Origin of the sequence: Amycolatopsis sacchari (assembly GCF_900114035.1) — a bacterium.
GTDB lineage: Bacteria > Actinomycetota > Actinomycetes > Mycobacteriales > Pseudonocardiaceae > Amycolatopsis_E > Amycolatopsis_E sacchari.
Window position 1 is genome coordinate 1 of the sequence record NZ_FORP01000026.1, and the last position, 14204, is coordinate 14204.

At 72.2% G+C, this 14204-nt stretch carries 17 protein-coding genes; 5 read left to right on the forward strand and 12 right to left on the reverse strand.

Features of this window, described 5'->3' with window-relative positions; genetic code table 11:
- Positions 1 to 658: 658 nt before the first annotated feature.
- The 12 genes from BMZ92_RS30290 to BMZ92_RS30345 all read right to left on the reverse strand — a co-directional run bounded on the left by BMZ92_RS30290 (position 659) and on the right by BMZ92_RS30345 (position 9381).
- The gene (locus BMZ92_RS30290) at positions 659 to 1075 is read right to left on the reverse strand and encodes a YbaB/EbfC family nucleoid-associated protein (RefSeq protein ID WP_091514568.1); all 417 of its coding nucleotides are present in this window, start codon (positions 1073 to 1075) and stop codon (positions 659 to 661) included.
- Complete coding sequence (locus BMZ92_RS30295; protein ID WP_091514571.1) at positions 1072 to 1359, reverse strand: hypothetical protein; 288 nt, start codon at positions 1357 to 1359, stop codon at positions 1072 to 1074. The genes BMZ92_RS30290 and BMZ92_RS30295 overlap by 4 nt, the downstream gene beginning before the upstream one ends.
- Complete coding sequence (locus tag BMZ92_RS30300; RefSeq protein WP_091514573.1) at positions 1356 to 2429, reverse strand: C40 family peptidase; 1074 nt, start codon at positions 2427 to 2429, stop codon at positions 1356 to 1358. Before BMZ92_RS30300 ends, BMZ92_RS30295 begins: the two co-directional genes overlap by 4 nt.
- Positions 2430 to 2439: 10 nt before the next feature.
- The gene (locus BMZ92_RS30305) at positions 2440 to 2760 is read right to left on the reverse strand and encodes a hypothetical protein (protein ID WP_091514576.1); all 321 of its coding nucleotides are present in this window, start codon (positions 2758 to 2760) and stop codon (positions 2440 to 2442) included.
- A 46-nt stretch (positions 2761 to 2806) separates the two neighbouring features.
- On the reverse strand, positions 2807 to 4087 hold the full coding sequence (locus tag BMZ92_RS30310; protein WP_091514578.1) for an MFS transporter: 1281 nt from the start codon (positions 4085 to 4087) through the stop codon (positions 2807 to 2809).
- 137 nt (positions 4088 to 4224) lie between these two features.
- Positions 4225 to 4896: a pyridoxamine 5'-phosphate oxidase gene (pdxH, locus tag BMZ92_RS30315; protein WP_091514580.1), complete on the reverse strand. Its 672-nt coding sequence runs from the start codon at positions 4894 to 4896 to the stop codon at positions 4225 to 4227.
- A 101-nt stretch (positions 4897 to 4997) separates the two neighbouring features.
- Entirely contained in the window at positions 4998 to 5717 is a 720-nt protein-coding gene (locus BMZ92_RS30320) for an urease accessory protein UreD (protein ID WP_091514583.1), read from the reverse strand.
- Positions 5714 to 6397 carry an urease accessory protein UreG gene (gene ureG, locus BMZ92_RS30325; RefSeq protein ID WP_091514585.1) on the reverse strand — a complete coding sequence of 228 codons (684 nt, stop codon included), beginning with the start codon at positions 6395 to 6397 and terminating at the stop codon, positions 5714 to 5716. Before ureG ends, BMZ92_RS30320 begins: the two co-directional genes overlap by 4 nt.
- Entirely contained in the window at positions 6387 to 7067 is a 681-nt protein-coding gene (locus BMZ92_RS30330) for an urease accessory protein UreF (protein ID WP_091514587.1), read from the reverse strand. The genes ureG and BMZ92_RS30330 overlap by 11 nt, the downstream gene beginning before the upstream one ends.
- The gene (locus BMZ92_RS30335) at positions 7067 to 8785 is read right to left on the reverse strand and encodes an urease subunit alpha (RefSeq protein ID WP_091514590.1); all 1719 of its coding nucleotides are present in this window, start codon (positions 8783 to 8785) and stop codon (positions 7067 to 7069) included. The genes BMZ92_RS30330 and BMZ92_RS30335 overlap by 1 nt, the downstream gene beginning before the upstream one ends.
- Positions 8782 to 9069, reverse strand: coding sequence for an urease subunit beta (locus tag BMZ92_RS30340; RefSeq protein ID WP_091514591.1), 288 nt, complete (start codon positions 9067 to 9069; stop codon positions 8782 to 8784). The genes BMZ92_RS30335 and BMZ92_RS30340 overlap by 4 nt, the downstream gene beginning before the upstream one ends.
- Positions 9070 to 9078: 9 nt before the next feature.
- A complete protein-coding gene (locus BMZ92_RS30345; protein ID WP_091514594.1) occupies positions 9079 to 9381 on the reverse strand; it encodes an urease subunit gamma in 303 nt (100 codons plus the stop codon).
- Positions 9382 to 9634: 253 nt separating this feature from the next.
- Here BMZ92_RS30345 and BMZ92_RS30350 point away from each other — a divergent pair, with 253 nt between their 5' ends.
- From BMZ92_RS30350 to BMZ92_RS30370, 5 genes are all read left to right on the forward strand, one after another.
- On the forward strand, positions 9635 to 10783 hold the full coding sequence (locus tag BMZ92_RS30350; RefSeq protein ID WP_091514595.1) for a citrate synthase 2: 1149 nt from the start codon (positions 9635 to 9637) through the stop codon (positions 10781 to 10783).
- Between the two features lie 81 nt (positions 10784 to 10864).
- A complete protein-coding gene (locus tag BMZ92_RS30355; RefSeq protein WP_091514598.1) occupies positions 10865 to 11701 on the forward strand; it encodes an ABC transporter ATP-binding protein in 837 nt (278 codons plus the stop codon).
- Entirely contained in the window at positions 11698 to 12459 is a 762-nt protein-coding gene (locus tag BMZ92_RS30360) for an ABC transporter permease (RefSeq protein WP_091514600.1), read from the forward strand. The genes BMZ92_RS30355 and BMZ92_RS30360 overlap by 4 nt, the downstream gene beginning before the upstream one ends.
- Positions 12423 to 13583, forward strand: a complete 1161-nt coding sequence (locus BMZ92_RS30365) for a sensor histidine kinase (protein ID WP_245783343.1) — start codon at positions 12423 to 12425, stop codon at positions 13581 to 13583. Before BMZ92_RS30360 ends, BMZ92_RS30365 begins: the two co-directional genes overlap by 37 nt.
- Positions 13580 to 14200: a response regulator transcription factor gene (locus tag BMZ92_RS30370; protein WP_091514605.1), complete on the forward strand. Its 621-nt coding sequence runs from the start codon at positions 13580 to 13582 to the stop codon at positions 14198 to 14200. The genes BMZ92_RS30365 and BMZ92_RS30370 overlap by 4 nt, the downstream gene beginning before the upstream one ends.
- The last annotated feature ends 4 nt before the right edge of the window (positions 14201 to 14204 follow it).

Here is a 14204-nt window from a genome sequence, read left to right on the forward strand (position 1 = left end):
CACCCCCCGGATCATGACCTCGACTGGGGGCATCAGTCATACCGAACCTGGCGACCACAGCTCCTTGATCAGGAACCACGAAAAAGGTAACGGGGTGATGGTGGGGCGGTTGGCTCGCGACGGCGGGGCGATGCTGGGCGGTTGGCTCGCGGCGGCGGGGCCATGGTGGGGCGGGCGACTCGCGGCGGCGGGGCCATGCTGGGCGGTTGGCTCGCCGACGCGACCGAGGAGTGCTCGCCCCGGCGCCACCGAGGCCTGCTCTCGGCTGAACGGCCCATGCCAGCCCGCCGACCGACCACGCCAGCGCAGCGGCCGACGCGAGCGAGGCACGCTCCGCCTCACCGGCTGACGCCACCGAGGCCTGGGCTCCCGCCGGGCGACCGGCCACGGCCCCGCCACCTCAACGCGAAGGCACGGCCACCCGGGCCCGCCAACCGGCCCACCGACCGAACGACCCGCCACACCGACCCGGCTTCTCCGCACTCAGCGCACCAAGCCCCACCACCCCAGCCCGCCAACCAGCCCACCGACCGAACGACCCACCACACCGACCCGGCTTCTCCGCACTCAGCGCACCAAGCCCCACCACCACCCCAGTCCACCGACCGAACGACCCGCCACAGCCGCGCCCCCGGCCGACGACCAACGCCACCGGGACTCACTCCGCTTCGATGACCCGCCAGCGGTGGGCGTTCGGGTCCACGCCGGGGGTGTACGGCACCACCTCCGGCTCCGGGTCGGGCTGCAGGCCCGCCGAGCGCATCATCTCCAGCGCCGCCGCGTCGCCCAGCGCGTCGCCGAGGACGTTGACGCCTTCGGCGAGTGCGGCCTGTTGTGCGCGGTGCGCCAGCGCCACGATCTCCTCGCCGAGGGCCTCCGGGCCGAGCGCCAGCGCGGATTCGTCCAGGTGGAGCTCCTTCAGCCCACCGTGCACGTCCACCGTCGCGCGGACGTTCTCGGCGCCGTTGTAGGCCCAGCCCCGCACCTCCGCCAGCCGCGCGGGCAGCTCCTCCGTCACCCGCAGGCGTTCCTCGGCGTCGGCGAGGAGGCGTTCGGCCGTGCGTCTTCCGTTCATCCCCTCGTCCAGTCCCGGTCGAAGTCGTCGTCGGCGGCCAGTTCCGGGTCGTAGCCCAGGCCGATCGCCTGCCCGACCCGCTCGGCGTCCCGCCCCAGCGTCTGCGCGTACCGCTGGTTCGCCCGCGCCGTGGCCTGCGCGGCGACTTTCACGACCGTCTGCGCCAGCACCGCGGCGCCGTACCGCATCGCCTGGGGCGTCAGCTTCACCGACCGCAGCCGCCCGCCGACGCCGGCCTCCACGGTCACCCCGTCCGCACTGGCCTTGCCCACGATCTCGCTCATGCCGAAGGCCTGAACACGCCCAGCAGCGGTTCACCGGCGTTGCTCGTGCGCAGCGGCACGACGTGGCACACGGAGCCGGTGTGCGGCTCCTCGACCATCTGCCCGTTGCCGATGTACATCGCCACGTGCCCGCTCCAGATGATCAGGTCCCCGGGCTGGATGTCGTTGATGTCGACCTTCTGCCCCACGGTCTGCGTCGCCGCCGTTCGCGGGATCTTCAGTCCCGCCTGGCTGTACGCCCACTGCGTCAGCCCGCTGCAGTCCATGCCCTTGTTCGGGTCCGTGCCGCCCCACACGTACGGCAGGCCCAGCCGCGACAACGCCGCCCGCACCGCGATCGCGGCGCGCTCGTTCGGCGCGTTCACCGTCTGGCCGCCGGGCAGCTTGATCTGCGTGCCGCTGCCGTACTGGTCCGACGGCGGGAACGTGATCGCGGACCCCGTCGAGGCGGCACCACCGCCACCGCCGCTGTACCCGCCACCGCCTCCGCCGCCCCCACCGCCGGAGCCGCTCGCCCGCGTGCCGAGCGGGCCCGCGGGCGGCGCCGACGCCGGGACCGTGGCGTTCATGCCGTTCATCAGGTCCTGCAGCCGGGCCTTGGCCGCGTTGACGATGTCCGCGGCCTCCTTCGCGTACTTCGCCGACATCCCGGCGAGCACCGCGCGGGCCTGCATCTCGGCTCCCGGGTCGGTGCTGCTCGCCGCCGCGCTGACCAGTGTGCGGGCGTCCGCGTCGAACTCCGTCAGCAGCGACTGGCACTGCTGCTGCGCGTCCTTGACCAGGCTCGTCGCGTCACCGATGGTCTGCGCGGTCTTCGACGCCCACGTCGCCGCGTCGTCGAGCGCCTGCGTGTGCTCCTTGGCCTTGACGCCGAACATGTCGCCCCGGTCGCCCACCCAGTTGCCCTGCAGGCTGGTCGCCTCGGTCTGGTGCCGCGTGCCGTACTCGGCGAGCTTCTGCGACAGCGAGTTCAGGTCCGCCTGCGCCTTGTCGGCGGCGCCGGTGTCCCCCTCCAGCTTGTCCGCGGCCTCCTTGATCGGCGCCTCGTACGGCGCCAGGTCGATCGCCACGCCTGCCCCCTCAGCCCAGGATCCGGCGGAACTGGTCGCCGAACAGCTGCTCGTCGGACTCGTAGTCACCCTTCGCGGTGCGCACCGACTGCCCCAGGTCGTGCACGGCGCCGGCGACCGAGTGGACGTGGGTGTGCATGCGGTCGAGGTGGTCGGTCAGCGAGCCGTGCAGGCCGCTCTCCTCGCCGAGGTCACCGAAGAGGTTGCCGGGCAGCGACAGGTTGGCCGCCAGGTGGTTCTTCGCCGCGCCCACGATGTCGTCCGACAGGCCACCCGCGTGCGAGTGGTATCGCGCCAGGTCGGCGGTGTCGACGGAGATCCCTTCTGCCATGCCGCCATGGTGCCCCATCGGGCAGCCCCACGGGGGTGAAACGCGGTTATTCGACCACCGCGGCGGCGCGGTAACGCCAGAACGCGGGCAGCATCGCGACCGCGACGGCGATCAGCACGACGACCAGCGCACCACCGCCCGCGGCCGCGGCCGTGGTGCCCGCCGCGGCGCCGACCCAGCCGTGCGTGACGTCGGCGATGCGCGGCCCGCCCGCGACGACCACCGTGAAGGCGCCCTGCATGCGGCCCCGCATCTCGTCGGTCGCGGCGGCCTGCAGGATCGACTGCCGGTAGATCGCGCTGACCATGTCCGAGGCGCCGGCGAGGATCAGGAACGCGGTCGCGAGCCACAGCGTGTGCGACAGCCCGAAGCCGACGATGAACACGCCCCACGCGCAGATCGCGATCACGACCGCGACGCCCTGGCGGCGGACCCGGCCCAGCCAGCCGGAGAACAGGCCGATCACGACCGAGCCGATCGGGATCGCGGCGAACAGCCAGCCCAGCGCGAGCCCGCCGCCGGGCGGATCACCGAACGTGCGTTCCGCCATCTCCGGGAACAGGGCGCGCGGCATGCCGGCGACCATCGCGATGATGTCCACGACGAAGCTCGCGAGCAGCACCTTCTGCGTGCCCATGTAGCGGAACCCGTCGATCACGTCCCGCAGCCCGGCGCGCCGGACCTGCCCCGACAGCGGGGGCATCGACGGCAGGCGCCACACCGTGTACAGCGTGAGCAGCAGGGCGATGGTGTCGATCAGGTACAGCGTGGGCAGGCCCAGCACGGGCATCAGCGCACCGGCCGCCATCGGGCCGAAGATCGTGCCGAACATGTTCATCGTGCCGGACAGCGCGGTGGCCGCGGGCAGCAGTTCGGGCGCGACGAGCCGGGCGACGATCGCGCTGCGCGTGGGCATGTTGATCGCGAAGAACGCCTGGTTGAGGGCGAGCAGCACGAGCACGACCCACACCGAGCCGATGTTCAGCCAGGCCTGCAGCCACAGCAGTGCGGAGACGACCGCGATGCCGGTGTTGCCGAACAGCAGCAGTTTCCGCCGGTCGACGGTGTCGGCGATCGCCCCGCCCCAGAGCCCGAACACGAGCAGCGGCACGAGCGCGACGGCGCCGGTGAGCCCGACCCAGCCGGACGAGCCGGTGAGGTCGAACACCTGCTTCGGCACGGCCACGGTGGTCAGCTGCGAGCCGATCGCGGTGACGGCGGTGCCGATCCACAGCCGCCGGAACGCGGGCACCTTCAGCGGCTGGGTGTCGATGACGATGGAACCGAACCGCTTGCGCTTCCTGCTGGACCCCGCCTCGACACTCACAACCAGCCAGCTTAGCGGAGCTAAGTAGTTGGCAGGTTGTGATTTCCGCTGGGTGAAGACCCGGCTGCCCGCGCAGGCCCGCGAAGTGCCCGCTCGGGCAGGGACCGGACTTCAGCCCGGCCCCTGCCTGTCGACGCCTACGGCGCTACGCGGTCCACCCGCCACCCGTCGTGGGTGCGGACGTAACGCAGCCGGTCGTGCAGCCGGTTCTGCTGGCCCTGCCAGAACTCCACGGTGTCCGGCTTGATCCGCCAGCCACCCCAGTGCGGCGGGAACGGCACCTTGTCCACGTCGGCGAAGCGGCGCTCGATCGCGGCCAGCGCGTTGTCCAGCTCACGCCGGCTGCGCACCACCTGCGACTGCGGCGAGGCCCACGCCCCCAGCTGCGAACCGCGCGGGCGGGAGGCCCAGTACTCGGCCGTCTCCGAGACGTCGACCTTCTCCACCTCGCCCCGCACCGTCACCTGCCGGTGCAGCGGGTACCAGGGGAAGGTCGCCGACGCGTACCGCGTCACGCTCAGGTCGTGGCTCTTCGCGGACGTGTAGTTCGTGTAGAACACCACGCCGCGCTCGTCGAGGCCCTTGCACAGCACGGTCCGCGAGGACGGCCTGCCCTCGCCGTCGGCGGTGGCCAGCACCATCGCGTTCGGTTCGGCGACACCCGCGGCGATCGCCTGGTTCAGCCAGCGCTGCAGCTGTTCCGTCCAGCTGTCCGCCAGTTCGGACTCGTCCAGGGACTCCCCTTCGTAGGCCACCCGCATTCCGGGCAGCTGCACCGCCACGTCGTCGATGTTGCCGACCTCCGGCATAAGCCAACCTCCGCGCCCGCACAACGCATCAGTAGAAGAAATGGATGGAGGTTGACGTTAGGCCCTGTGCCGCCCCGGCGAAACCCGCCGAACGGTGACGCCTACCACGACGCCGGGGAAAAGCAGCGGCTGGCTCGATCAAGATCCCGCTGTGCCGTCACCGCATCGGGTGCCAGCGCGGTGACGAGAGCGCCGCCCGCGGCGAGCGGGGACACCGACCACCACTCACCGCTCGCCGCCGCCACCTGCTCACCCACCCGCAACTCGGTCGCGAGCACCCGCCTCCCGGCGAGGTGCGCCACGCTGCGTTCCAGGTGCCCGACGTCCAACGTCTGGTGCAGCACGGGCGCCCCGTCGCGCACGACGCGCTGGGTGCTGCGCAACCGCCCCGGCCGCTCCCCCGCCCGGCCCAGCACCAGCACCTCCCGCGTGCGCAGCTTCGCCGTGGCCGCCACCGTCGCGAACAGCTCCGCCGTGTGCCGGGCCCGCGCGGTGACCACCGTGGGTTCGGGCAGGTACTCGAACACCCCGCCGTCCTCGACCTCCACCCGCACGGTCGCGCGGCTGCCGCCCTCGCGGTGCCCCGGCAGCGCCAGCGTCGCCGCCACACCCGACAGCCGCAGCCGCGCCCCGGCACCGACCAGCACGGTCAGGGTCAGCTCGTCCCCGCCCAGCGGGGCCGTCGCCGAGTTCACCAGGTGCACGACGGCGTCGCCGCGCGTGCGCTTCGGCAACAGCGTCAGCGGCGCCATCGACCGCAGCTCACGCAGCACCGTGCGGCCGTCGCGGACCTCGGCGACCAGCCGCGCGTCGGCCCTCATACCAGTTGCTTGCGGACCCAGTCGGCGACCTCCGGCGCGTCCGGGGTGTCCACAAGGGACTGTGTGATCACCGGCAGCTCGCCACGCATGCGGTGCGCGTCGGACGTCATCACGTCCATGTCCGCGCCGACGAGGTGGGCGAGGTCGATCTTGTTGATCACCAGCAGGTCCGCCGTCGTCACGCCGGGACCGCCCTTGCGCGGCACCTTGTCCCCGCCGGCGACGTCGATCACGAACACCTGGCTGTCGGCCAGCCCCCGGCTGAACACCGCCGTCAGGTTGTCGCCGCCGCTTTCGATGATCACCAGTTCGAGGCCGGGGAAGCGTTCCTCCAGCCGCTCGACCGCGTCGAGGTTCGCGGTGATGTCGTCGCGGATCGCGGTGTGCGGGCACGCCCCGGTCTGCACGGCCTCGATGCGCTCGACGTCGAGCACGCCCGCGCGGCGCAGGAAGTCGGCGTCCTCGGTGGTGTAGATGTCGTTGGTCACCACGGCGAGGTCGATCTCGTCCCCGAGCGCGCGGCACAGCGCCGCGACCAGCGCCGTCTTCCCGCTGCCGACGGGACCACCGATGCCGATGCGGAACGCGCGGCCCTGTTTCGGCTGCGCCTCGTGGTGATCGGGTTCGGGAACCGTGGGATCGAAGTTCACCGGGTGGGAGTGACCGTGTTCAGCTGGCAAAGAGACGCACCTCTTCCTCGTGGTGCCGAAGGTGGGCTTCGGCGAACAGATCGAGCGCGGGAGCGTTGGGCGCGGGCAGTTCCGCCGGGTCGGCACCCGCTGTCGCGGCGGCTTGGCCGGCGACGGCCTCCAGGTCCGGGCCCAGCCGCGCGACCATCGCGTTCACAGTGAGCGGGTCGAACCCCAGCAGCCGCACCGCTGCGCTCGCGGGCCCGCTCACGGCCAGGTAGGCGACGGCCAGCGCGGCTTCCCGCGGTGCGGCACCGGCGGCGCCCGCCAGCGCCCCGGTGACGATCGGGTGGTGCGGCCGGGGCACCACCGCCAGCAGCGTTTCGACCGCGGGCCAGGCGATCCGGCCCGCCCGCGCGGTACCCCGGCCCTGCGCCCGCGACGCCTCCCGCTGCGCGTGCGAGGGCGTGCGAGCGTCGAGTTCGGCGTCGAGCCGCAGCCAGTGTCCACTTGCGACATTCCGGCGCACGGCATGCGCTGAAGCAGCGGCGAATGCGGCGGCCAGCAGCCCCGCGGTCCACAGCCTGCCGTACAGGAACGGCGGCAGGTCGCGCTCCGCGGTCACGAGCCGGCGCGCGACGACCTCCTCCAGCCCGCCCGAATGGACGTGTCCCCCGCCGGGGAAGCGGGAGTCGGCCAGCAGCAGCGCGGTGACGTCCATCAGAACAGGAAGTACCGTTGTGCCATCGGCAGTTCGGCCACCGGCCGCGGCTCGATCAGCTCGCCGTCCACGTGCACGGCGAAGCTGTCCGGGTCCACCTGGACATCGGGCAGCGCGTCGTTGAGCACCATGTCCGCCTTGCCGACCGAGCGCGTGTCCTGGATCGCCGCCAGCCGCCGCTGAAGCCCGAACGTGCCCGCGACGTCGGCCCTGATCGCCGCTTCGGTGACGAAGTGCAGGCTCGTCTCCGCGGCCACCGACGGCTGCGCGCCGAACATCGGCCGTGCGAGCACGGGCTGCGGCGTCGGGATGGAGGCGTTCGCGTCGCCCATCGCCGCCCACGCCGGGAACCCGCCCTTGAGCACCACGTGTGGCTTCACGCCGAAGAACTTCGGTTCCCACAGCACGAGGTCGGCGAGCTTGCCGACCTCGACCGAGCCGATCTCGTGCGCCATGCCGTGCGCGATCGCCGGGTTGATCGTGTACTTGGCGACGTAACGGCGTGCGCGCAGGTTGTCGGCCGCACCGTCCCCTGGCAGCGAACCGCGGCGGGCCTTCATCACGTGCGCCGTCTGCCAGGTCCGGATGATCACCTCGCCGATGCGGCCCATCGCCTGCGAGTCGGAGCTCATCATCGAGATCGCGCCCAGGTCGTGCAGGACGTCCTCGGCGGCGATCGTCGTCGGCCGGATGCGGCTTTCCGCGAACGCGAGGTCCTCGGGCACCGACGGGTTGAGGTGGTGGCACACCACGAGCATGTCGAGGTGTTCTTCGAGGGTGTTGACCGTGTGCGGGCGCGTCGGGTTGGTCGACGACGGCAGCACGTTGGGCAGCGAGACGACCTTGATGATGTCCGGCGCGTGCCCGCCGCCGGCGCCCTCGGTGTGGTAGGCGTTGATCGACCTGCCGCCGATCGCGTCCACTGTGGACTCGACGAACCCGGCCTCGTTCAACGTGTCGGTGTGGATGGCGACCTGCGCGCCGTACTCGCCGGCGACGGAGAGCGCGACGTCGATCGCGGCGGGCGTGGAACCCCAGTCCTCGTGCAGCTTCAGCCCGCCCGCGCCGGCCTCGAACTGCTCGCGCAGCGCGTCGTGGCGGACCGTGTTCCCCTTGCCCAGCAACAGGACGTTGACCGGCATGGCGTCCATCGCGCGCAGCATCCTGCCCAGGTTCCACGCGCCCGGCGTGACAGTGGTGGCCTTGCTGCCCTCGACGGGGCCGGTGCCACCGCCGACGAGCGTCGTCAGCCCCGACGCGAGCGCGGTGTCCACAAGCTGTGGACAGATGAAGTGGACGTGGCAGTCGATCCCGCCCGCGGTGAGGATCTTCCCGTTGCCCGCCAGCACTTCCGTGGACGGGCCGATCACCAGCGTCGGGTCCACGCCGTCCATCGTGTCCGGGTTGCCCGCCTTACCGATGCCGACGATCCGCCCGTCCCGCACGCCGACGTCGGCCTTCACGACACCCCAGTGGTCGAGGACCACCGCGCCGGTGATGATCAGGTCCGGCGCGCCCTCGGCGCGGGTCGCCATGCCCTGGCCCATCGACTCGCGGATGACCTTGCCGCCGCCGAACATCACCTCGTCCCCGGCGGCGGGGCCCATGCTGCGGTCCTCGGTGACCTCGATCAGCAGGTCGGTGTCGGCGAGCCGGATCCGGTCGCCGACGGTCGGACCGAACAGTTCGACGTAGCGCTCGCGGTCGATGGCGCTCACCGCTGCAGCCCCGGCACGACGCGGTTGCCCGCGAGCGGCACGAGCTCGACCTCGCGGTCCACCCCCGGTTCGAAGCGCACGGAGGTGCCTGCCGGGATGTCGAGCCGCTTGCCCTGCGCGGCCGCCCGGTCGAAATCGAGCGCGGCGTTGGTCTGCGCGAAGTGGAAGTGCGAACCGACCTGCACGGGCCGGTCGCCGGTGTTGACCACGCGCAGGGTCGTGCGCGGGCGACCGGGGTTCAGCTCGACCGGCTCGGCCGCCGGGATGATCTCGCCGGGGTGCACGGGAACCTCCTAGACGATCGGGTCGTGCACGGTCACGAGCTTCGTGCCGTCCGGGAAAGTGGCCTCCACCTGCACCGAATCGACCATTTCCGGAATACCGGGCAGCACCTGGTCCCGCGAGAGCACGCTGCGGCCGCCCGCCACCAGATCGGTGACGCTGAGCCCGTCCCGCGCGCCCTCCAGCACGTAGTCGGTGATCAGCGCGACGGCCTCCGGGTAGTTGAGCTTGACGCCGCGTTCGAGCCGCCGCCGCGCCACGTCGGCGGCGACGTGGATGAGCAGTTTGTCCCGTTCCTGGGGGCTCAGGTGCATGGGTCAGGTCTATCACCGCGGGGGCGGGACGCAGCCCCTGAGAAACACAGGATTTACACGGCTGGGGCAGCCCGCACTGAATCGTTCTCGTAATCGTGACCGAAACCACCACTTCTTTCGATTGCCACCCGGGCGGCGGGGGTGCATGGTTTGGGCATCCGTGCGACGAGGCGCGTCCCCCGCGCCGCGCTCGTGCGAGTAGGCCAGACGCAAGGCAAACGTCGGGGAACGCGCATCGAAAGGTCTTCTTACCGTGACTACCTCAGCGCCTGCTGCTAGCAACCAGCCTGCTTCCGAGCCGGACGACGGGTTCAAACCTGGCCTGGAGGGCGTGGTCGCCTTCCGCACCGAGATCGCCGAGCCCGACCGCGACGGCGGCGCCCTGCGTTACCGCGGCGTGGACATCGAGGACCTGGCCGGCAAGGTCAGCTTCGGGGACGTGTGGGGTCTGCTGGTCGACGGCCACTTCCGGAACCCGCTGCGGCCCGCCGAACCGTTCCCGCTGCCCGTGCACACCGGTGACGTCCGGGTGGACGCGCAGGCCGCGCTCGCGATGGTCGCGCCGATCTGGGGCTTCAAGCCGCTGCTCGACATCAGTGACGAGGAGGCCCGCGACAACCTCGCCCGCGCCTCGGTGATCACGCTGTCCTACATCGCCCAGTCCGCCCGCGGCGTGGGTCTGCCCGCGGTACCGGAGTCCAGGGTGGACGAAGCGAAGACGATCACCGAGCGGTTCCTGGTGCGCTGGCGCGGCGAGCCGGACCCGGCGCACGTCAAGGCCCTCGACGCGTACTGGGTGTCGGCCGCGGAGCACGGTCTCAACGCCTCGACGTTCACCGCACGCGTCATCGCGTCCACCGGTGCCGACGTCGCGGCCGCCATGTCGGGTGCGATCGGCGCGATGTCCGGCCCGCTGCACGGCGGTGCGCCCGCGCGCGTCCTGCCGATGATCGAAGAGGTCGAGCGCACCGGCGACGCCCGCAAGATGGTCAAGGGCATCCTCGACCGCAAGGAACGGCTGATGGGCTTCGGGCACCGCGTGTACCGGGCCGAGGACCCGCGTGCGCGCGTGCTGCGCCGGACGTGCAAGGAGCTGGGCGCGGAGCGGTACGAGGTCGCCGAGGCGCTGGAGCAGGCCGCGCTGGCGGAGCTGCGTGAGCGCCGCCCGGACCGTCCGATCGAGACGAACGTGGAGTTCTGGGCCGCGGTGATCCTGGACTTCGCGAAGGTGCCGCCGTCGATGATGCCCGCGATGTTCACCTCGGCCCGCACCGCGGGCTGGGCGGCGCACATCCTGGAGCAGAAGCGCACCGGCCGCCTGGTCCGCCCCTCGGCGTCGTACGTCGGGCCCGGCCCGCGTCAGCCGCAGGAGGTCGAGGGCTGGGAGTCCGTCGGCAGGTAGGGCTTGTCCACCGGACGGTGGACAACGCGTTCCACGGCCCGGTCGTCCCGCGGAGGGGTGGCCGGGCCGCAGTCTGTCCGCATGACCCCTGTGGTGAGCGCACGCGGACTGCGCAAGGAGTACCCGGGTCACGTCGCCGTGCACGACGTGGACCTCGAAATCGAGCACGGCGAGGTGTTCGCGCTCCTCGGCCCCAACGGCGCGGGCAAGACGACCACGGTGGAGATCCTCGAAGGCCACCGGAAGCGGACGGCGGGTCACGTCTCGGTCCTCGGGGAGGACCCCGGCTCGGCGGGCCGGCACTGGCGGGCGCGGCTCGGCATCGTCCTGCAGACCGCGACCGACGCGGCCCACCTGACTGTCGCCGAGGTCGTGCGGCACTTCGCGCGCTACTACCCGCATCCCCGTGATCCCGAGGAGGTCGTCGAGCAGGTCGGGCTCACGGACAAGGCGCACACGCGGGTGAAAGCGCTTTCCGGCGGCCAGCGGCGGCGGCTCGACGTGGCGCTCGGCATCATCGGCCGCCCGGAACTGGTGTTCCTCGACGAGCCGACGACCGGGTTCGACCCCGAAGCGCGGCGGCGGTTCTGGGCGCTGATCCGCGCGCTCGCGGACGAGGGCACGACGGTCCTGCTCACCACGCACTACCTCGACGAGGCCGAAGCGCTCGCCGACCGCGTCGCGGTGCTCGCGGCCGGCCGGATCGTCGCGCAGGACACGCCGTCCGCGCTCGGCGGTCGCTCGCGCGGGGAGGCGACGGTCCGGTGGCGCGACGAGAACGGGTTCCACCAGGAGCGCACGGCCTTCCCCACCAAGCTCGTCACGCAGCTGTCCGGCGGCCGGGAACTCACCGACCTCACCGTCACCAGGCCCAGCCTCGAGGACGTCTACCTGGACCTGATCGGGGGGACGGCGTGATCACGCTCGGTCTCGCCCGCGGTGGCCTGGAACTGCGCCAGTTCTTCCGGCTCAGGGAAGCCGTGGTGTTCACGTTCACCCTGCCCGCGTTCCTGATGGTGCTCCTCGGCTCGATCTTCGGCGGCACGGCGCAGGTGTTCGCCGCGGGCATGATCGGCTCGGGCATCGTGTCGACGTCCTTCGTCAGCATGGGCACGGGCATCGCCTCCGACCGCGAGGACGGGACGCTCAAGCGCCTGCGCGGCACGCCGTTGCCCGCGACGGCGTACTTCCTCGGCAAGGTCGTGCTGGTCGCGGTCGCGAGCCTCGCCGAGGTCGTGCTGCTGCTCCTCGTCGCGGTCCCGCTGTTCGGGCTGGACCTGCCGTCGTCGCCCCAGCGGTGGTTCACCTTCGCGTGGGTGTTCGTGCTCGGCGTGACCAGCTGCGCGCTGCTCGGGATCGCCGCCGGCTCGCTCGCGCGGTCCGTCGCCGGCGCCACCGCGATCATGAACCTGGTCTACGTGGCGTTGCAGTTCGTCTCGGGCGTGTTCGTCACGCCCATCACGCAGCTCCCCGCCGTTATGGTCGAGGTGGCTTCGTTCTTCCCGGTGAAGTGGATCTGTCAGGGCTTCCGCTCGGTGTTCCTGCCGGACGCGATGGCCGCGAACGAGATGGCGGGGCGATGGGAACTGGGGACGGTGGCGCTGGTGCTGGGCGCCTGGTGCGTGGCGGGACTCCTGCTGTGCCGCCTGACGTTCCGGTGGGCGAACAGCCGCTGAACGCCTGGCAGCGCTACGAGTGGCTGTGGGACGTCTTCTACGCGGCCGACTACGTGGTCACGGTCGCACTGGTGCTCGCGCAGGACGGGCCGCTCGCGAGGAGGCTGGTCGCGGTCAGCGCGCTGACCGCGATCGGGGTGGCCTACCTCGTCCTCGGCAGGCGGGGCCGGCGGCCCGCGCTGTTCTGCGGGCTCGTGCTCGTGCTGGCCGTCCTCGCGATCGTCTCGCACGCGGCCGCCGGGTTCGGGTTGTTCGCCGCGTGCTCGATGCTGTTCATGGCGGCACCGCTGCCGCTCGCCGTCGTCGCGACGGTGCTGGCAACCCTGTCCCCGGTGCTGTCCGTGCTGCTCCAGCAGGGCGTGGACGACCCGTCGCTGAGCACGCTGGTGCCGATGACCGGGATGCTCGCGGTGTTCGGCGTCTGCGTCGGGTTGTGGATCGAGCGGGTGCTGCGGCAGAGCCGGGAACGCGCCGAGCTGATCGGCCAGCTCGAAGCGAGCCGGGCGGAGGTGGCCCGGCTGTCCCACGAAGCCGGGACCGCCGCCGAACGCGAACGGCTGGCGCGCGAGATCCACGACACCCTCGCCCAGGGCTTCACGAGCATCGTCACGCTGCTGCAGGCGGTGGAGTCGGAGTGGGACGACCAGGCCGCGGCCCGGCGGCACCTCGCGCTCGCCGCCCGCACCGCCAGGGAGAACCTGACGGAGGCGCGGGCCATGGTCGCCGCGCTCACCCCGGCCGCGCTCGGGACGGGGACGCTCGCGGAGGCGGTCCGGCGGCAGGCCGACCGGTTCGCCGAGGAGACCGGTGCCGAGGTGTCGTGCGACGTTCCGGCGGCGCTGCCCCCGCTCGGCACGGCGAGCGAGGTGGTGCTCCTCCGCGCGGCGCAGGAGTCGCTGGCCAACGTCCGCAAGCACGCGGGGGCGCGGCACGTGTCCGTCGCGCTCGCCGTGGTGCCGGGGGCGGTGCGCCTGACCGTCCGCGACGACGGCACCGGCTTCGACCCCGGCGCGGTCCGCGGTTTCGGCATCGAGGGGATGCGGGCCAGGGCGGCGCAGGTCGGTGGCTCCCTGACCGTCCGAAGTGGACGGGGAACCACGGTGGCGGTGGAGGTGCCCGCGTGATTTCCGTGCTGCTGGTGGACGACCACCCCGTCGTCAGGGAGGGGCTGCGCGGCATGCTCGAAGCCGAGCCGGACCTGACCGTGGTCGGTGAGGCGGGTTCCGGCGACGAGGCCGTCGCGGTCAACCTCGCCCGCGCGCCCGACGTCGTGCTGATGGACTTGCGGATGCCCGGGCTCGACGGCGTGGGCGCGACACGCCGGATCCTCGCCGACACCCCGGACCGCCGCGTCGTCGTGCTCACGACGTACGAAACGGACGCGGACATCCTGCGTGCGGTCGAGGCCGGCGCCGCGGGTTACCTGCTCAAGGATGCCTCGCGGGCGGAACTGGCCGGTGCGATCCGGGCGGCCGCCCGTGGTGAGACGGTGCTCGCGCCCTCGGTCGCCGGCAAGCTGGTCGCGCGCGTGCGCAACCCGGCGCCGCCACCGCTGTCCGCCAGGGAGACCGAGGTGCTCCGGCTCGTCGCGCGCGGGCACACGAACGCCGAAATCGGCCGCGCGCTGCACATCGGCGAAGCGACGGTGAAGACCCACCTGCTGCGGGTGTTCGGCAAGCTCGGCGTCTCCGACCGGACGGCGGCGGTGACCACGGCGATGGCCCGCGGTCTGCTCATGTGATCGA

Excerpts from the sequence above, each read along its gene's own strand:
- BMZ92_RS30355 (WP_091514598.1), top strand. The coding sequence starts at position 10,865 with ATGACCCCTGTGGTGAGCGCACGCGGACTGCGCAAGGAGTACCCGGGT.
- BMZ92_RS30345 (WP_091514594.1), bottom strand. The coding sequence starts at position 9,381 with ATGCACCTGAGCCCCCAGGAACGGGACAAACTGCTCATCCACGTCGCC.
- BMZ92_RS30295 (WP_091514571.1), bottom strand. The coding sequence starts at position 1,359 with ATGAGCGAGATCGTGGGCAAGGCCAGTGCGGACGGGGTGACCGTGGAG.
- pdxH (WP_091514580.1), bottom strand. The coding sequence starts at position 4,896 with ATGCCGGAGGTCGGCAACATCGACGACGTGGCGGTGCAGCTGCCCGGA.
- BMZ92_RS30330 (WP_091514587.1), bottom strand. The coding sequence starts at position 7,067 with ATGGACGTCACCGCGCTGCTGCTGGCCGACTCCCGCTTCCCCGGCGGG.
- BMZ92_RS30290 (WP_091514568.1), bottom strand. The coding sequence starts at position 1,075 with ATGAACGGAAGACGCACGGCCGAACGCCTCCTCGCCGACGCCGAGGAA.
- BMZ92_RS30305 (WP_091514576.1), bottom strand. The coding sequence starts at position 2,760 with ATGGCAGAAGGGATCTCCGTCGACACCGCCGACCTGGCGCGATACCAC.
- BMZ92_RS30320 (WP_091514583.1), bottom strand. The coding sequence starts at position 5,717 with ATGAGGGCCGACGCGCGGCTGGTCGCCGAGGTCCGCGACGGCCGCACG.